13 protein-coding genes are annotated in these 18,177 nt (G+C 52.5%); 9 read left to right on the forward strand and 4 right to left on the reverse strand.

Annotation, left to right across the window (positions count from 1 at the left end; translation table 11 throughout):
- Positions 1-71: 71 nt before the first annotated feature.
- Positions 72-281, reverse strand: coding sequence for a hypothetical protein (locus ACFE8Q_RS12135; RefSeq protein ID WP_375445662.1), 210 nt, complete (start codon positions 279-281; stop codon positions 72-74).
- 216 nt (positions 282-497) lie between these two features.
- Here ACFE8Q_RS12135 and ACFE8Q_RS12140 point away from each other — a divergent pair, with 216 nt between their 5' ends.
- Positions 498-1,211, forward strand: coding sequence for a DUF2461 domain-containing protein (locus ACFE8Q_RS12140; RefSeq protein WP_375445663.1), 714 nt, complete (start codon positions 498-500; stop codon positions 1,209-1,211).
- A 108-nt stretch (positions 1,212-1,319) separates the two neighbouring features.
- Here the strand turns inward: ACFE8Q_RS12140 and ACFE8Q_RS12145 are convergent, their stop codons facing one another.
- The gene (locus tag ACFE8Q_RS12145) at positions 1,320-3,845 is read right to left on the reverse strand and encodes a PIG-L family deacetylase (RefSeq protein WP_375445664.1); all 2,526 of its coding nucleotides are present in this window, start codon (positions 3,843-3,845) and stop codon (positions 1,320-1,322) included.
- 117 nt (positions 3,846-3,962) lie between these two features.
- Entirely contained in the window at positions 3,963-5,225 is a 1,263-nt protein-coding gene (locus tag ACFE8Q_RS12150) for an N-acetylmuramoyl-L-alanine amidase (RefSeq protein ID WP_375445665.1), read from the reverse strand.
- A 192-nt stretch (positions 5,226-5,417) separates the two neighbouring features.
- On the opposite strand from ACFE8Q_RS12150, the gene ACFE8Q_RS12155 reads away from it, so the two are divergent.
- The 3 genes from ACFE8Q_RS12155 (at position 5,418) to ACFE8Q_RS12165 (ending at position 9,903) form a co-directional block, all read left to right on the forward strand.
- Positions 5,418-8,114, forward strand: coding sequence for a sodium-translocating pyrophosphatase (locus ACFE8Q_RS12155; protein ID WP_375445666.1), 2,697 nt, complete (start codon positions 5,418-5,420; stop codon positions 8,112-8,114).
- Positions 8,115-8,303: 189 nt separating this feature from the next.
- The gene (locus ACFE8Q_RS12160) at positions 8,304-8,924 is read left to right on the forward strand and encodes a hypothetical protein (RefSeq protein WP_375445667.1); all 621 of its coding nucleotides are present in this window, start codon (positions 8,304-8,306) and stop codon (positions 8,922-8,924) included.
- Positions 8,925-8,970: 46 nt separating this feature from the next.
- Entirely contained in the window at positions 8,971-9,903 is a 933-nt protein-coding gene (locus ACFE8Q_RS12165; protein ID WP_375445668.1) for a PhzF family phenazine biosynthesis protein, read from the forward strand.
- A 15-nt stretch (positions 9,904-9,918) separates the two neighbouring features.
- Here the strand turns inward: ACFE8Q_RS12165 and ACFE8Q_RS12170 are convergent, their stop codons facing one another.
- A complete protein-coding gene (locus tag ACFE8Q_RS12170) occupies positions 9,919-11,751 on the reverse strand; it encodes an ABC transporter ATP-binding protein (RefSeq protein WP_375445669.1) in 1,833 nt (610 codons plus the stop codon).
- Positions 11,752-12,056: 305 nt separating this feature from the next.
- Between ACFE8Q_RS12170 and ACFE8Q_RS12175 the strand changes: the two genes are divergently transcribed.
- From ACFE8Q_RS12175 to ACFE8Q_RS12195, 5 genes are all read left to right on the forward strand, one after another.
- Positions 12,057-14,699, forward strand: coding sequence for a DNA gyrase/topoisomerase IV subunit A (locus ACFE8Q_RS12175; RefSeq protein ID WP_375445670.1), 2,643 nt, complete (start codon positions 12,057-12,059; stop codon positions 14,697-14,699).
- A 153-nt stretch (positions 14,700-14,852) separates the two neighbouring features.
- Positions 14,853-15,488: a vancomycin high temperature exclusion protein gene (locus ACFE8Q_RS12180; RefSeq protein ID WP_375445958.1), complete on the forward strand. Its 636-nt coding sequence runs from the start codon at positions 14,853-14,855 to the stop codon at positions 15,486-15,488.
- A gap of 183 nt (positions 15,489-15,671) precedes the next feature.
- Entirely contained in the window at positions 15,672-16,751 is a 1,080-nt protein-coding gene (gene fbaA / locus ACFE8Q_RS12185; RefSeq protein WP_375445671.1) for a class II fructose-bisphosphate aldolase, read from the forward strand.
- Positions 16,752-16,876: 125 nt separating this feature from the next.
- Positions 16,877-17,275, forward strand: a complete 399-nt coding sequence (locus ACFE8Q_RS12190) for a DUF2267 domain-containing protein (RefSeq protein ID WP_375445672.1) — start codon at positions 16,877-16,879, stop codon at positions 17,273-17,275.
- A gap of 133 nt (positions 17,276-17,408) precedes the next feature.
- The gene (locus ACFE8Q_RS12195) at positions 17,409-18,173 is read left to right on the forward strand and encodes a hypothetical protein (protein WP_375445673.1); all 765 of its coding nucleotides are present in this window, start codon (positions 17,409-17,411) and stop codon (positions 18,171-18,173) included.
- Positions 18,174-18,177 lie beyond the last annotated feature (4 nt).

An 18,177-nucleotide genomic window follows, 5' to 3' on the forward strand; every position in this document is an offset into this window, starting at 1 on the left:
AGCCACCTGGTTCCTAGCTGCAGAACGAGCGGCTCAGGTACGTTGCTTTCTGTTTCTGGTATGGCGGACGCTTACGAGTTGCCGTGTCCGCCCTTGCTGCCACCGGTTGACCCACCGGCAGAGTGGCTACCTTTACCACTCTTACTACTTTTGTGGGTATTTGCATTTCGGCCGGGCTGGTTGCTGCCGTGGGTTGGGCCATTATCGGCCTTGTCGCCCGCTGGCACTTCCTTAATTTCTTTTTCGACCTGCTCCAGCGCTTTTTCGTTTTTCGTTGCCATAACGTTAGTTGATAAATACACTCCATTAACCAAGTAGATCAGTAGAGTGTTTACCATATCGATCAAATCGGTGAACGCTACAACGCCGCCCGAATGGTTATCATGAGGTTACGGCCTTTACCAGAATGGCGTTTACAGATTAACCGAAATACCAAGCCAATAAGGTGGTATTCGAACGGGCAAGGTCATTTCATAATGCAGTATATTTGGTAGACAATGGCAAGTCAATCCAATACCCGCACTGCTGCCCTGACAGCACCAACGCTCACCTTCCTCACCGACCTGGTTGAGAATAATTACCGCGACTGGTTCCACGCCAATCGGCCCCGTTACGACGCTGCAAAAACCGAACTGGAAGCGTTTACCGCCCGCCTGATCGACGGAGCCTCGGCGTTTCATCCGTTACCAAACACCAACCCGAAAGACTGCATTTTCCGAATCAATCGCGACATCCGTTTTTCGAAAGACAAGGCACCCTACAAGTCAAATTTTGCGGTAGCGCTCGGCCCCGGTGGTCGTCATTCAGGCCGAATTGATTACTACCTGCACATTCAGCCGGGCAACGAGTCGTTTTTAGGAGCGGGCATGTGGCAGGCAACACCCGCCCAACTGGCCACCTTTCGGCAGGAGATCGATTACAATGCCGACGCACTAAAGGCCATCATCGAAGCCGACGAGTTCAGAACCTACTTTCCGGAAATATCCGGTGAAAGCACCAAAACAGCGCCCAAAGGCTATTCAGCCGACCATCCAGACATTGCGTTGTTAAAGCGGAAGCAACTATTCTTCATGCACCGCTACACTGATAAGGAAGTCTTAAAGGTCAACTTCGCCGATGAAGTCCTGCGCGGCTGCCGATTGGTAAAACCCTACTGCGACTTCCTGAATGAGCTGTTTTTTGAACAGGAGACGCATGACTTTCAATTGTAAGGCGATTCGATCTGTCAGATAGTACGACTTTCTTACAAAAAAGGCTGGGTACGTTGCTTTTCAATAGAGCAACGTACCCAGCCTTTTTTGTGGACTCTTTTGGCTGCTTTACTTCGATCCTGCCGAGATCAGGTTGGCGAAGAGACGGTAAGCACCGGGAACACCGTTTGGCAACTGACGGAAAAACGCCAGACCGGTGTAAATAAAATGACCTTTTCCATAGGCCGTATAGATCAGGCTTCCCAGTTTAGGCGCTTCACCAGTATCGTTCATCGAGAAGAGCGACTCGTAGGCCTGCCCATAGTCCTGGGCGAAGTAGATGCCGCGCTCCTGCACCCAGCCTTTGAAATCTTCGTCGGTGATCTTGTTGGGCTTATTCAGCAGAAACTGACTGGGATTCAACACGGTAACGACCGCATCTTCTTCGGCCACCCGATCACGGCTTACCGCAAACGGGAACGGACCAATCTGACTCACTTTCAGTCCCGATTGCAAAATCGCGTTGCCGGGCGTTACATATTGCACCACCATCGTGCCCCCTTTCTTGACGTAATCCAGCAGTTTTTCCTGCGAATATTTCAGACGGTCTTCGGTATTGTAGGCACGGATACCCACCACAATGGCGTCGAACCGGGATAAGTCTTTGCCTAATTCTACTTCATCGAGCAGCGTAACCGTGCAGCCCATCTGGCGCAGCGCTGCGGGTACTTCGTCGCCCGCCCCGGCAATATAACCGACCTGCTTCGCCTTCACCGTCACGTTCAACCGTTCAACCGTTGCTTCGGCCGAGGGGAACAGCGTCTGCGGCGGAATGTGCGGGTAACTAACCGTACGGATCCCCGTTGTGAACCGCCCACCGCCGACCGTTGCCACAGCCTTCAGTTTACCACTTGCAGCATTACTGTTTTGTGGCGTTAACGTAAACGTAACGCGCTGTTCCTGAAGCTTTTCGTTCAGCGTGAATGGCTCCGACGAGGGGCTCACCCGCCACCCCTGCGGCACTTCCAGGCTGACCGATCCTTTCACACTGGCCCGGTTCGCTTTTACCACCACATCAACTGTCTTGGCGGTGTTATCGGCGAAGGCATAGACCCGCTCGGTCAGGTTGACGGTCACATCCGGGCGGATTTCGAAGGAGCGGAACAGTTCGCCTTCTACCGGATCGGTGTATTTATAGAGCCAGGGGCGGGTGTACGTAAACGTTGAGCCGTCTATTTCAACAACAAAATCGGCCGTTAGCTGGGGTGGATTTTCCGGCAACCCGATCATCCGCTGGTCGGTCACCGTGAACAAGCCTTTTTGTTGCGGTTTTTCCAGCCAGTAGGGCTGCGTGTATTTCAGGGTGGCGGGCAGGGTAGCGGGCAGCGTGAACGAGATTTGTTCGTTTGCTTTCATCACCACGTTCATTGTCGTGTCACGGCCTGCCTGGGGCAGCCGAACCCGCACCAGCTTCACGGGCGCGTTCAGGCGGTTAATGGCGTTCAGACGAACCTCCATCTGGCCACCCGGCGTGGCGGCAAAGTCGGCCGGCAGGGCTTCGAAGACAAGGCCCAGGCATTGCTGAATCAGCGTTTCGATTTCGACCCGTTTCGTGCGTACATACACCTGAGTCGTATCCAGTTGGCTGATCTCGCGGTGCAGCGCAACCAGCGCAGGTACGCTGGCGGCAGGCTGGGCCGGATTGAACTGGCTGCTTAACTTGTAGACCTGCTCCTGAATTCGCTCACTGTTTGGCACCCGGTTCCAGCTCATGTCGATGCCTTCAACCAGATCGGCCTGTGGTTTGTCGCCTTCTTTCAGCAGCAGGTAATCAATTTTGGCACCCCGGTTGGCCGCCACACCAAATCCCTGACTCTTATGCTGACTCCGGCTTTCGGCGGCAATTTCGCCGTACGACTTACCCAGCAATGGGTTATACAGCCCCGTCTCCACGCCAATGACCGTACCCGTTTCGCTCGGCCGGTTGTTGCTCATGAACTGCCCCGGAATAAACGCATTCCAGAATAACCGCCGGGCCTGCCAGGGTTTCACCAGTTTCAATTGCTCTGGGTACGCCTTCGGGTCGTTCGACAGTTTAAATGCCTCTTCGGCCAGGTAACCGGAGGCCGAGTGGTGGCCGTGGCCCGCCCGGCTATCGGGTGGGAAACGGGTCACGATCACGTCGGGCTGGAATTTTCGGATCAGGTAAACGATGTCGCTCAACACCTGATCGCGTCCCCAGATTTTAACGGCTTCGTCGGTCGACTTTGAAAAGCCAAAATCATAGGCGCGGCTGAATAGCTGTTCAGGACCGTCGATGCGGCGGGCGGCCAGCAATTCCTGGGTACGTATCACCCCCACGTATTCGCCCTGTTCGGCACCGATCAGGTTCTGTCCACCATCGCCACGGGTAAGCGACAGGTAAGCGGTGCGCAGGTTTCGTTCGTTGTGCAGGTACGTCAGGAAGAGGGTATTTTCATCGTCGGGGTGGGCGGCAATATAGAGGACGCTTCCCAGCACATTCAGGCGACGAATGCCAAGTTGAATATCGCCGGGGGTTGCCGTTCGGGGCTTACCAAATGGAACCTGCGCGTGGGTGTCAACAGAAAGCCAACCGATCAGTACGGTCAGAAAAAGCAAGCGGATAGATCTCACAGGATGAATGTCAATGGGGTTTCAGAACAAATAAAGCAGTTTGTTCGATATAGCGTCAACCCAATTGACAATAATGGCGTTCACTGCCGACTATTCTGGATTGGATAAGCCGTTTTTTTACTCCCGACTACGCCATATCTGCCTGACTGTAGTGGCCGTTCCGTCGGAACAACGCAGCCATAGTAAGCCGGTTGGTGCGTCATCGGTGGTAATTCGCCAGCGATCTTCTGCCGTTTGCGCCGCCCAGACCGGCCAGGTACGTCCCAGCACGTCCACCAGCTCGAAACGTACCTGAGTGGGAATAGCCGCTTTGTGTAGTACGAAAAAACTACCGCGCGAGGGGTTCGGATATACCGTCCAGTCGGCCACGGCTGGTTCGGTAGCCAGTGGCGTTGGGTCAAACCAACAGCTTTTGCTCACATCCTGCCTGATGGCTGGCAGCACTGCGTACAGGTTGTTGCCGGGACATTCGGTGGCACATACCCCATCGCGGTGGCCCGAAATCAGGTTCAGTTGCTTGGCCGAACCCGGATGAAAGGCTATTCCGATGGGTTGCAGACCTTCCTTTTTCAATTTCCAGCCAATCAACTGGTCGAGCGAGGCGATGGCTGCCGTACTGGGTTGTGCTTCGTTGAAATTACCCAGCATACAAATGCCCATTGTCCCCGAGTTCTGCGAGCAAAAATGGGCACCCAGCACATTGTCGCCGTCCATGATGCCTTGCCCGTCGCGGCCTTCATACACGACGTTATCGCGGCCAATCAGGAAGTTGTAACCGATATCGTTCCAGCCATTAGACAGGGTATGGAGCAGGTATATATTCCGCACTTCTTCGGCAAAATCGGTCGCTGTGTTGCTGGTAACCGAATGGTGCACGATCACAAATTGCACCTTCGTCTGAACGGGCAGTTCCTTCGGTGGAGTGAGCCCTTTTCGCCAGACCGACGCGGGCACCACCAGTGGCTTGCCGCAGTCGGCTTTCAGGCGTGCTGCCGATTGCATTTGCTGCTGAACGTACCCGGCAGGCAATGGGGGTGCGTAGAGCGCGAGCAGGGTAACCTCACCGACCAGTTTTCCCGTTAGCAGCAACAGTTCGGTGACCGGATGCCTGAACACACAAAGTGCCGACATAGGCTGCCCGTCCGGGGCATGCGGGTCGGGTTGCAGGGGTAGCGTGTCGCCATCGGCAACCAGGTACGTTGCACGCAGCGATTGCCCTTCGTTCACATGTACCACCGCGCTGGAATACGGCTGATCATAGTCAACTCGAAGTATTCGATCAGGCTGTACACGTATCGTCCGTCGTTCATACTGACGGTCGGGTTGTGCTGCGGCCCACCCCGACAGCAGCAACAGGATGCACATTAGCCGTAGTTTCATAGGTGAGAATCAGGCCGCTACGCTAGATTTAATAGAGAAAATAGACGATTTTGGCGCTAAAACAGGCCGTTTTGTATCAAAAATAAACTAAATAAACCTGTAAAAAGTCAAGAATGAACCCTTTTGGGCATGTTAATGCTACGGCAAATTCTATCTTTGCGACCTGTCAAACAACCTTTTCTTAGTTAAAGCATGAATAATAGTCTTTACATCGTACCGCTGTTAGGTTTAGTAGGCCTTGTGGTGATGATCGCCAAGTTTAGTTGGGTGAACCGGCAGGAAGCCGGTGACGCCCGAATGCAGGAAATTGCCGGTTACATTGCCGACGGCGCCATTGCCTTTCTGAGAGCCGAATGGCGGGTGCTGATCATTTTTGGCACTGTGGTGGCGGCTGTGCTGGCCTTCGCGGGGTCGCAGGTCGAAAATTCGCACTGGTTCATTGGCGTGGCCTTTGCCATTGGCGCATTTACCTCCGCTTTTGCCGGCTACATCGGCATGAAAGTAGCCACCAAAGCCAACGTACGCACCGCGCACGCCGCCCGTACCAGCCTCACACGCGCCCTTGACGTGTCGTTCACGGGCGGCTCGGTGATGGGTATTGGGGTAGCCGGTCTGGCCGTACTGGGTCTGAGCGTACTCTTTATCCTGTTGTATAATTATTTCGTTGCCAACACCGGCGGCACCTTCGGCGATGTCAACGGCGTGCCGATGGAGCGTGCGCTGGAAGTGCTGGCCGGTTTCTCGCTGGGAGCCGAATCCATTGCCTTGTTTGCCCGGGTGGGTGGTGGCATCTACACCAAAGCGGCCGACGTTGGCGCTGACCTGGTGGGTAAAGTGGAAGCCGGTATTCCCGAAGATGACCCGCGTAACCCGGCGACCATCGCCGACAATGTGGGCGATAACGTAGGTGACGTGGCCGGTATGGGTGCCGACTTATTCGGTTCGTATGTGGCTACCATTCTGGCTACGATGGTGCTGGGGCGTGAAATTATTATTCCTGAAGCCAGTAACATTGTTGGTCACGCGCCCATCGTGCTCCCCGTACTCATTGCGGGCATGGGCCTGATCTTTTCTATTCTGGCCTGTTATCTGGTTCGGGTTAAAGATGATAACGGAAACGTGCAGGGCGCACTGAACCTGGGCAACTGGGGATCGATTATCCTGACCGTTGTTGCTTCCTACTTCCTGGTGAACGCCGTATTGCCGGAAGGCATCATGAAAATTCGGGGCGTTGAATTCACTCGCCTCGATGTCTTCTTCGCCATCCTGACGGGCCTCATCGTGGGTGCCCTGATGTCGATCATCACCGAATACTACACCGCAATGGGTCGTCGGCCGGTTATGTCCATTATCCGGCAGTCGGCAACGGGGGCGGCTACCAACATCATTGGTGGGCTAGCTGTAGGTATGGAATCAACGGTGCTGCCCATTCTGGTGCTGGCGGCGGGTATCTACACCTCGTATGAATTTGCCGGTTTGTACGGTGTGGCCATTTCGGCAGCAGGTATGATGGCTACTACGGCCATGCAACTGGCCATTGATGCCTTTGGTCCCATTGCCGATAATGCCGGTGGTATTGCCGAGATGAGCTACCTGCCCGAAGAAGTTCGTGGCCGCACGGATATTCTGGATGCGGTGGGTAACACAACGGCGGCCAGTGGAAAAGGCTTCGCCATTGCCTCGGCAGCCCTGACAGCCCTTGCTTTGTTTGCGGCGTTTGTGGGTATATCGGGCATTTCAGCCATTGATATTTACAAAGCCAATGTGTTATCAGGCCTGTTTGTCGGCGCCATGATTCCGTACATTTTTTCCTCGCTGGCAATCGCGGCTGTAGGCCGGGCCGCTATGGCGATGGTGGAGGAAGTACGTCGCCAGTTCCGCGAGATTCCGGGCATTATGGAAGGCACGGGCAAACCCGAGTACGAAAAATGCGTAGCCATCTCAACGCAGGCGTCTATCCGCGAAATGATCCTGCCGGGCGCCATTGCGCTGTCGGTACCCATCATTGTCGGCTTCATCTTCGGCCCAGAAGTGCTGGGCGGTTTGCTGGCCGGCGTAACCGTATCGGGCGTGCTGATGGGTATTTTCATGAACAACGCCGGTGGTGCCTGGGATAACGCCAAGAAATCGTTTGAAAAAGGCGTCCTGATCAATGGTGAGATGTACTACAAAAAATCGGAGCCACACAAAGCATCGGTAACGGGCGACACAGTGGGTGATCCGTTCAAAGATACATCTGGCCCATCCATGAACATCCTGATCAAGCTGATGTCGATTGTGTCGCTGGTCATTGCACCCTACATCGCCATCAAATCGACGGATCAGCTCAATTCAAAGCGCGAAGGAATCGAAGCCGCCGGTGGCTTGGAAAGCGTCAACCTGGAAAAATCTACGGCTGCCGATAACAAGCAGGTAAGCACCCCTAATGCCGTCTTTACCCCGATCGACATCAATTTAGGCGATGTATCGCTGACCGGCGTGAACGCAACTGGTGTTGAAGCCAATCTGGTTTCGTTTATCAAGTCAGACAAGCCGGTTGACAAAACGACCTGGTTTGATTTCGACAGACTGACGTTTGAAACGGGCAAGGCCACCCTGAAACCGGAGTCGCAGGAGCAGTTGAAAAACGTGGCCGAGATTCTGAAGGCGTACCCGAACGTGACCATCAAACTGGGCGGCTACACCGACAATACCGGTAAGGCCAACGACAATCTGAAACTCTCCGGCGACCGGGCACAGTCGGTGAAGAAAGAGTTGGAAGGGCTGGGCATTGCCGGTGACCGTCTGGAAGCAGAAGGCTACGGTCAGGAACACCCGGTTGCCTCGAACGATACCGAAGCAGGACGTGCCCAAAATCGCCGGATTTCTATCCGTGTGACGAGGAAGTAAGACCCGGTTTATTGCTTTATGATCAGACCAGCCCCTCACCAAGGCTGGTCTGATCGTGTTTGTACGCTGGCAGTACCGGTTCGTGAATCAGGCCTGCTTCGCCCCCGCTTAATCGGAAATTCAAGGTTAACTGAACTATCGCGTTGAACTCAAAGTGACTGATATGTGTAGTTTTTAAAAGAACTTATTATGACTAAAGAGACGTCTTACGGTATACTGGCAGCTATAGATTGGAACTCTAACAATTGGCAGGGGCCTTCAACTCCTGAAGATTTAGAAAAAGCTAATTTCACTTTTGTCAAAGAAAATGATATTACCAACGCCAGTTTAAATTTCGGCCACACTCTATTTCCGGCTGACGAAAACGGCTATTACCGTGGATTTTTACCGCACCTGTTTGCCAAAACACCGGACCCGGAAAAATCAAAAACCGTAAAAATTGTTATTCTGAAAGCGAAAGACTGGCATGACGGAAATACGTACATCGTTGGTTTTTATGCGTTTCCAACGTTCAAAAGAGAACGGGTACCCTCACCTATCGAGTCAATGCCCGACGAATTTGAGACGAATATAAAATCGCTTGTCAAGCATGTTCACTTTCTGGAAAACCCGGTTAATCTGAGCGTTCCATCTGAGATTACCAAGCTGCTACCGAAAGACAAGAAGCCCGGCAAAATGGGTTATAATTACCTGAATCAATTGAGCATCGAGCGGCTACTTGATGTCATGAGTGCCCTGAATCCCAACGATAAGAAACTCAGTTCCATCAAGCTGAACCTGTTTAAAGCAATGGGTTACAGCATGGTTTAGCGGCGATAATAAAACGTCAGCAAACCGTTTGTTTTTCAGCCTGGTTATGAAACGAATCCGCTTCTACATTGTCGACGTTTTTGCGTCTAACAAGTACGAGGGCAACCAGTTAGCTGTCTTTATTGATCTCGATGATGCGCTATCTGACGAGCAGATGCAACGCATGGCTACCGAGATCAACTTTGCGGAGACGACGTTCATAAAATCCAATAGAAATAATCAACAGTTTGGCGTCAGGATTTTCACGCCTGAGCATGAGGTGCCCTTTGCGGGGCACCCTTCTATTGGTACCAGTTATGTGATTGCCAACTGCCTGTTGCCCGAACTCGGAATCAGCAACGTACCTGGAAAACTGGTGCTTGAACTGGCACATGGCAACATCGCTATTACCATTCTACAGCCAGACATTCCGCTCGAGAGTGTCTTCTTCATGCGGCAGGTACAGCCCGAATTCCGGGAATTTTTTACGCACGAAGCCGTATCTGAGGAGCTGGGCATTCCGTTCGACCAGTTAGACACGTCATTGCCCGTTCAGGAAATAAGTACCGGACTTCCGTACATTATTATTCCCCTGAAAAACTTGGCGTCCATGAATTCGCTGTTTCTTCAATATGATTCGTTTCGTGATTTTTTGTTGACCCGAAAAAAGTACCGGACAAACAGCCTTTCTGGTCACTCAACATCGCTGTTCTTTTTCACCAGCGAGACCTACGAATCGGCCAGTAGTTATAACACCCGGATGCGCCTGCTGGAGAACGGACGCCTGTCGGAAGACGCCGCAACGGGTAGCGCCAACGGTTGTTTCCTGGCCTACCTGCTCAGGCATCTGGGCGGCCCCGTCGATCTAACCGTCGAGCAGGGGTTCCAGATTAACCGAAAATCGTATATTTATTTGACCGGTCGTGCTGAGGCCGAAAACTACGAAATCAACGTAGGCGGACGTACCCAGCTTGTGTCGGAAGGTACCTGGTTCGTTTGAGGTTTGAGTATCGGGTTAGTCCACAACCGCCACATTCTCGCGAACCCGGTTCACCGCGTCGGACTGATGCCGCCACATCTCCTGAAAGATAACCGAGCGCTGACGAAGCTCAACGAAGGCTCCCTCATCAACAATGACGCCATCCCGCATGATGTAGATATAATCGAACATGGGGAGCAGATGCAGGCGGTGCAGTGACGAAATCACCGCCTTGTCGGCAAAGGCACCCAGAAGATTATGGTATATATGATACTCCGTTTTCGGGTCTACGCTGCTGGTAGGTTCATCCATGAGCACGATATCGCTTTCGCGGGCGGCCAGAATACCCCGCGCTAACGCCAACCGCTGTTTCTGACCGCCGGAGAGGTTCACACCTTTTTCCTGAATCGGTGTATCGAGGCCGTTGGGTAACTGCCGGATCACATCGGCGAAGTGAGCCAGGCGACAGACCTCATCCACTTCCTCGTCAGGAAAAGGCAATCCCAGCGTAATGTTATACGCCACGGTGTTCTCGAAAATCTCCGGTTCCTGCGGTAATAACGTCACGGTGTTGCCAATCGCCGACCAGTCATGTTGCCCATCGCCATCAACCGACCACTGTACCCCTTCTGCTGGCGCGTATAATCCCCGCAGCAGGGTTAATAACGTGCTTTTGCCGGAGCCACTTTCCCCGATCAGCGCAATTCGCTTACCCCGCTCGATCTGCACCGACAGGTTCCTGAGTGAGGCAGGTTTACGTGGTAACGCACCCGACTCGGTTTCGTCGACAGGTATATTGCTGGCCGAATGAGCGAATGACAGACCCTGAATCGCCAGCGTTTGCCAGCGTTCGGGCAGTACTACCGCTTCAGGATTTGCCAACCCACGATGCTGACGGAATGTGTCGCCAATGGTCCGGGCCGTTTGCACGTCGGTATTGTATTGCACGATCTGGGTGTACTGCCAGGCCACATCGCTAAATACGCTGGTGAACTGGTTTACGTACCCGAGCAGCGTTACCAGGCCACCCACGTAGAACACCGAGCCAGGTACGTGGTGTTCATGAACGTACCCGACCGTGATGACAATGTAGACAACGGCGATCATCATGGTGGCTACGAACCACTTCCACTCGTTGATCCTGATTTCTCGTTGAAACGGCACCCGAATGGCCGATACTTTGTCCAGCAACCGTTCCTGCATGCGACTTTCCAGCCGCAACGTAATCACCGTGACGATGTTCGACAGGCTATCGAACAGCGACGAAGCCATGCTGTGTTCGCGCTCGTTGGTTTCTTCGAGGGCTTTCACGAAAGGCTTGTCGAATCGGCGGATGATCCAGACGGTAAACACACCCAATGCCAGCCCAACCGTGCCATACACGGGAGCAAAATAGAGCATGGCCCCGAACGAAAGCGTGAACTTGGCTACAACGTGCAGGTACGTAAATCCATTCTGGAAAAACGATTTCAACGCTACGTATGCTTTGTTGATCCGGTTGATGGTGGCCCCGCTATGGTGGTGCTTATGCCAGGAGACGGGCAGGTGAAGCGTCTGGTTGTAAAGCTCCTGCAAAAAGTTGCGGCTCACATCAAAAGCCAGTTGCCGCTCCATCACGCGGGCCGGGCCATGAAACGCCCATTCCAGGAGTTTCAGTCCCAGAAACAAGCCGCCGTATTGCAGGGTCACGGGCAGGACCGCGCCAGCATCGCGCTGAATGTGGTCGACAAACCAGCCAAAGAGAAGGGGATGCGCTGCGCCTACGAGATTGGCGCAGATGAACAGGACGTATACGCCGAGGTATCGCCCTTTCTGGTTACGAGCATACTGCCACGCTATGCGGAGCAATGCTACGTAGGGATTATTCATGAAAGATGTATGTAGTTACGGTGCTACGAAATTGGCAAATAGTAATCATATTCACTACTTGCTCTATGGCAAAAGATATAAAATTAATCTCCTGTTAAGCGCCCTTTTGCCGAACGAAACAGCCCAACGGAAAAGACTGCCGGGTTGGCTGGGCAATGAAATCATAAACGGACAAATCAGGCCCCTACGTGGATTTATGGCCGTTTTTTTGTATCTTTAGGGGTAAACAAACTGCCAGAATACGCCACCCCACCAACATACCTGTTATAGGTTTGTCTGGGTATTTTTAACACCTCCGCTGCTACATGGTGAACGACGAACATCAGGAACCGTCTGACGACACAACAACAAACACTCATGAAACCGAAGCGGTCCTCCACGACCAAACCGTGGTATCGGGCCTCTACGAAACGTATTTTCTCGATTACGCCTCCTATGTTATTCTGGAGCGTGCCGTACCCGCTATTGAAGACGGACTGAAACCCGTTCAACGCCGGATTCTGCACGCCCTGAAAGAAATGGACGATGGCCGCTTCAACAAGGTAGCCAACGTGATCGGACAAACGATGCAATACCACCCCCACGGTGATGCATCGATCAACGAAGCCCTGGTCAACATTGGGCAGAAAGAACTCGTTTTTGATACCCAGGGAAGCTGGGGCGATGTGCGCACCGGCGACGGAGCAGCGGCAGCCCGCTACATTGAGGTACGTCTCTCCAAGTTCGGGGCCGATGTTGTCTTCAATAACGATACCACCGAGTGGCAGCTTTCGTACGACGGTCGTAAGAAAGAACCCGTAACCCTTCCCGTCAAGTTTCCGCTGTTGCTGGCGATGGGCGTAGACGGGATCGCCGTTGGCCTGTCGACCAAGATTCTCCCGCACAACTTCAATGAAATCATTGAGGCGTCGATCGCCATTCTGAAAGACAAACCATTCGCCCTTTTTCCCGACTTTCAGACGGGCGGCTACATCGACGTCAGCAATTATAACGATGGGCATCGGGGCGGCAAAGTCCGGGTACGTGCCCGGATTGAAGAGATTGACAAGAAGACGCTCGCCATTCGCGATGTACCGTATGGGGTCACCACGACCTCGCTCTGCGATTCGATCGTAAAAGCGGCCGAACTGGGTAAGATCCGCATTAAATCGCCCGGTAAGAACATTGCCGCCGTGGTCGATAACACGGCCAAGGATGTCGAGATCGTGGTGCATTTGCAACCCGGCGTCTCGCCCGACGTGACCATCGATGCACTCTACGCCTTTACCGATTGTGAAGTAAGCATCTCCCCCAACGCCTGCGTTATCATTGGCGACAAGCCGCATTTCGTCAGCGTATCGGAGATCCTGAAATACAATACCCAGCAAACAGTAGCCTTGCTGAAGCAGGAACTGGCCATTCGCCGGGGCGAGTTGATGGAGAAGCAACTGTACGCGTCGCTGGAAAAGATCTTTATCGAAAACCGCATTTACCGGAAAATCGAGGAGTGCGAAACCTTCGAGGCAGTGCTCGAGACCATCGACAAGGGCCTGAAGCCGCATAAGAAGCTGTTCTACCGCGACATCACGCAGGATGACCTGATCCGGCTGACCGAAATACGGATCAAGCGCATCTCGAAATATGACGGCTTTAAGGCCGATGAACTGATGCGGCGGCTGGAGCAGGAACTGGCCGAGGTAGAAGATAACCTCGCCAACCTGACGCGTTATGCCGTCAACTACTTCAAGGATCTACAGAAGAAGTACGGCAAAGGCCGCGAACGCCGCACCGAAATCCGGGCGTTCAACACCATTGCCGCCAATGTGGTGGCCGCGGCCAACCAGAAATTGTATGTTGACCGGGAAGGCGGTTTCATTGGCTATGGCCTGAAAAAAGACGAGTTCGTCAGCGACTGTTCCGACATTGATGACGTGATCATTTTCCGGCGGGATGGCAAGTGCCTGGTCACCAAGATTCAGGAGAAAACATTCGTCGGAAAAGACATCCTCTATGCGTCGGTGTTCAAGAAAAACGACGAACGGAAGGTCTATAACCTGGTTTACCTCGATGGCAAGTCCGGGATTTCGATGGCGAAACGGTTTCCAATCACCGCCGTCACCCGCGACCGGGAGTATGACCTGACGATGGGCAACCCAAAATCGAAGATTACCTACTTCACCGCCAACGATAACGGGGAAGCCGAAGTGATCACGGTGAGCCTGACGGCCCAAAGCGCCGCTAAACTGAAGCAGTTCGACTTTGATTTTGCCAGTATCGGTATCAAAAACCGGTCGGCGCAGGGCAATATCCTGACCAAGTATTCGGTCCGGAAGATTGTGCAAAAATCAGCGGGTTCATCTACCCTGGGCGGTACCGATATCTGGTACGACGATCATCTGGGCCGCCTCAACCGCGACGAACGGGGCAGGCTGCTGGGTAACTTCGATGCGAAAGACAGCATCCTGGTGGTGTACAAAAATGGTGAGTATGAATTGACCAGTTTTGACCTTACTAACCGATACGAACCGTCTGACGTGCTGGTGCTTCAGAAATACGACCCCGAAACGGTGGTTTCTGCCCTGTATTACGAAGCGGCTCAGAAACTGTATTATGTGAAGCGCTTCAAAATCGAGACTACGACGATCGACAAGAAATTCAGTTTTATTGGCGAGATAAAAGGATCCAAGCTGTTCAGTGCAACAACCGATGCGTTACCGCGTATTGAGGTTCAGTACCAGCTAAAAGATCGTGGTCCGCTGGAAAAGGCAGTACTTGAGCCCGCCGAAGCAAGCGATGTTCGGGGGTGGAAAGCGCTTGGCACTAAATTGCCGTATTTTAAAGTGAAGGAAGCGAAACTTCTTGCTCCCAAAGCGGTCGAATTAGTCGTTGACGCCCCCAAATTGCCGTCTATCGACAAAAGCACCGTTGAGGAAGAAACCGAAGTCGCTGTTCAGTTAGGTTTGTTTTAACTAAGTTCAACGTCTAACGTCCAATGTCTACTGGCACAAACCGGGTTGCTACCTCTTGGACATTAAACGTTAGACGTTGAACTAAAGATAATGATTACCGCCCGTCATATCGACCGCGCCGCGGCTCGCCGCCGCCTCTCGCATCGCCTGTCGATGCGGGCCTGGAAGCGTGTGGTAAAGGTTGGAATCGGGCTGGCATTTGGCGGAACCCTGGTTGTGCTGCTTTGCAACTGGTGGGTTGTGTCGAGCACCAGGTCACAGATTTATTTCGATGTGCAACGCCTGCCTGCCAACGATGTAGGTTTGGTACTGGGCACCAGCCGGTTTGTGAAGGGCGGTAAAGAGAATCTGTTTTTCCGCTACCGGATGGAAGCTACGGCCCGGCTGTGGAAAGAAGGGAAAGTAAAGTACCTGATTCTGAGCGGCAACAACGATTCCGAGTACTACAACGAGCCGGAAGATATGGAGAAAGCGCTGCTCAAGCTGGGAGTTCCGTCCGATGTTATGATTCCCGATTACGCTGGTTACCGCACGTTCGATTCCATTCTTCGGTGCAAAGACGTGTTCAAGCAGCATCATATCACTATTATCTCGCAGAACTTCCATAATGCCAGAGCGCTATATATCGGTAACCATGAAGGCATTAATGCTGTAGCGTTTGCCGCGCAGGACGTACCCGACGGCTACTCGCTACGGACACTCATCCGCGAGTACATGGCGCGCCCATTGGCCATGCTGGATGTACACTGGCTACGCCCGCAGCCCGAAATGGGCAACCGGAAGTTGTAACACGGACTTGAGTCCGTTTTTAAGTTGCGAAAACGGACTCAAGTCCGTGTTACGTACTCATGCCCTGCCCGAGTGGCAATTTATCAGGCTATACATTGTACTTTGCGGTGCTGAAAAGCCTGCACTTTATCACTGCTACCTTTGACATAATTTTTTCTTTTTAAAGTTCAAAAAATCTCTTCTATGAGCGAAGTAGCCACCCGTTTTTCGCCAGGTGTTATCACAGGCGATGGTGTTTCTGAAATTTTCCGCCACGCAAATGAAAATGACTATGCCCTACCGGCAGTCAACGTGGTTGGTACCAATTCGGTCAACGCCGTGCTGGAAACGGCAAAAGCCGTGAACTCGCCAGTTATCATTCAGTTCTCGAACGGCGGCGGCATTTTCTACGCAGGCAAAGCGCTCTCGAACGAAGGTCAAAAGGCTGCCATTGCGGGTTCTGTGTCGGGCGCCCTGCATATTCACAATATCGCTGAGCTATACGGCGTGCCCGTTATTCTGCACACCGACCACTGCGCCAAAAAATTGCTTCCCTGGATCGATGGTCTGCTGACAGCCTCAGAAAAGCATTTCGATCAGACGGGTAAGCCCCTGTATTCTTCGCACATGCTCGACTTGTCGGAAGAGCCAATCGAAGAAAACATCGAGATTTCGTGCAAATACTTCGAGCGGATGGCCAAGATGGGCATGACCCTAGAAATCGAACTGGGCGTAACCGGTGGTGAAGAAGATGGCGTTGACAATTCAGACGTTGATGACTCGAAATTGTACACGCAGCCTTCGGAAGTGGCCTATGCGTATGAGCACCTAAGCAAGATTTCGCCTAATTTCACGATTGCCGCTGCGTTTGGTAACGTGCATGGCGTATACAAGCCCGGTAACGTGAAACTGTCGCCGATTATCCTGAAAAACTCACAGGACTATATCGTTGAGCAGTTTGGCACGGGTCCCCTGCCCGTAAACTTTGTTTTCCACGGTGGTTCGGGATCAACCCGCGCCGAAATCCGTGAGGCGATTCAGTACGGTGCCGTGAAGATGAACATCGACACCGACGTGCAGTGGTCTACCTGGGAAGGTGTGCTCAACTACTACAAATCGAAAGAAGGGTACCTGCAATCGCAGTTGGGTAACCCCGAAGGACCAGATTCGCCAAACAAGAAATATTACGATCCCCGTGTGTGGCTGCGTAAAGGCGAGGAGTCGATGATTGCCCGGTTGAAAACGGCGTTCGAAGACCTTAACTGCATTAACCGCCTGGCGTAAGCCAGGTACGTACCCGAAAAAGCCCATCAGCCTGAATTGCTGATGGGCTTTTTTATGCCCAATAGGCAAACCCTTTGCATAATGATGGGTTGATAGATTTACAACCTACTAAGTCGACCAACATTATGCAGTATCCTGAATTTGTTCACGCTGCCAAAGAGCAGCTTGGCGTTACAACCGAAACCGAAGTATTAACGATTAGCCGGGCCTTCCTGCACACCTTAACCGACCACCTTGCCGGTAACGCAGCCGACAACCTCGGTGCGCAATTACCCGCTCAACTCCTCGATATCATCCGCGAAATTGGTCCAGAGGACCGCGATCAGGGGCAACGGTTCAAGCTAACTGAATTTTATGAACGCGTAGCCGACCGGGCGGGTGTTGATGAAGAAACCGGCAAACGGTACACGCATCAGTTCGCGGAGTTATTAGGTCAGATGGTAACCGCCGCCGAACTCCGTAAGGTCGCCGGTACATTATCGGATGATTACGCGCCGCTGTTTGAAACAGCAGGCAGTTTGTAGTTTCTGGCATGCCATACCCAAAAAGAACGTACCTGAACCCTTCCGGTTTGACGCCATCAACTGGAATGGTTTAGGTAGGTTCTTTTTTGCCATAAACGTTTATTTATATTTGGTCAACTATCTGGCCATCTTCATGTACCGCTTCTTTCTACTCCTTTTTCTGTCTATAAGTACTATTGCCTGTGAGTTCCGTCAGCAATTCTTTTCAGAGGAAGAGTTGCTACGCATGGTAAACAGCAAGATGCTTGGTGAGGATGGTACCTTACGCCGGTCTCTCTCCGACATTTGGGTTAACACAGCGGCCTTCTGCCAGTCTGAACAAGCCGTAGATTGTGTTGTTGAGCTCGATCACCTCCAACACAAATTGAATGACCTGAACCCCATTCCCGTACCCCAATCGGATTCCGCCAAACCGATTTCGGCTGAAAAAGCAACGGTATTGTATAAAGAGTTTGTCAACGCCCACAAAGGGGAACCGTTGCTGGCCGTATTTCAGCAACTTTATCCACGCATTCTGCTGACTAAGTACGGCATTATAGAGAGTAACGATTACGGCTTAATTGCGTATTTCGCTACCGAAATGGCCAAGTCAAATGCGCTCGACTTTCCGCTTAGAACCAGGCTTTTACCACTATTAAAGGGACATATTCCTACCGATCAATACGCAAAGCTTGTCGACAGCACACTTGAGTCGGCAAAAAACGAAGCTAAACGTCAGCAAAAAGAGGTTACCCGCCTAAACTCGCTGATTGCCCTGAATCCAGCAGAGTTTTCTCCTTCTGACCCCGATACGTACCTGACGGCATCACACCGACGGCTTGTGGAGCAATACGAACACTCCCAGATTTCGGCCACCATTACACAGCTTACTCAATGGCAGGAGGCACTTACCGATTAAATTA

It is taken from the genome of uncultured Fibrella sp., from assembly GCF_964250085.1.
Taxonomy (GTDB): domain Bacteria; phylum Bacteroidota; class Bacteroidia; order Cytophagales; family Spirosomataceae; genus Fibrella.

Coding starts and splice junctions, on each gene's coding strand:
- fbaA (WP_375445671.1), top strand. CDS start 15,672: ATGAGCGAAGTAGCCACCCGTTTTTCGCCAGGTGTTATCACAGGCGAT.
- ACFE8Q_RS12150 (WP_375445665.1), bottom strand. CDS start 5,225: ATGAAACTACGGCTAATGTGCATCCTGTTGCTGCTGTCGGGGTGGGCC.
- ACFE8Q_RS12175 (WP_375445670.1), top strand. CDS start 12,057: ATGGTGAACGACGAACATCAGGAACCGTCTGACGACACAACAACAAAC.
- ACFE8Q_RS12190 (WP_375445672.1), top strand. CDS start 16,877: ATGCAGTATCCTGAATTTGTTCACGCTGCCAAAGAGCAGCTTGGCGTT.
- ACFE8Q_RS12140 (WP_375445663.1), top strand. CDS start 498: ATGGCAAGTCAATCCAATACCCGCACTGCTGCCCTGACAGCACCAACG.
- ACFE8Q_RS12170 (WP_375445669.1), bottom strand. CDS start 11,751: ATGAATAATCCCTACGTAGCATTGCTCCGCATAGCGTGGCAGTATGCT.
- ACFE8Q_RS12155 (WP_375445666.1), top strand. CDS start 5,418: ATGAATAATAGTCTTTACATCGTACCGCTGTTAGGTTTAGTAGGCCTT.
- ACFE8Q_RS12160 (WP_375445667.1), top strand. CDS start 8,304: ATGACTAAAGAGACGTCTTACGGTATACTGGCAGCTATAGATTGGAAC.
- ACFE8Q_RS12180 (WP_375445958.1), top strand. CDS start 14,853: ATGCGGGCCTGGAAGCGTGTGGTAAAGGTTGGAATCGGGCTGGCATTT.
- ACFE8Q_RS12195 (WP_375445673.1), top strand. CDS start 17,409: ATGTACCGCTTCTTTCTACTCCTTTTTCTGTCTATAAGTACTATTGCC.
- ACFE8Q_RS12165 (WP_375445668.1), top strand. CDS start 8,971: ATGAAACGAATCCGCTTCTACATTGTCGACGTTTTTGCGTCTAACAAG.
- ACFE8Q_RS12135 (WP_375445662.1), bottom strand. CDS start 281: ATGGCAACGAAAAACGAAAAAGCGCTGGAGCAGGTCGAAAAAGAAATT.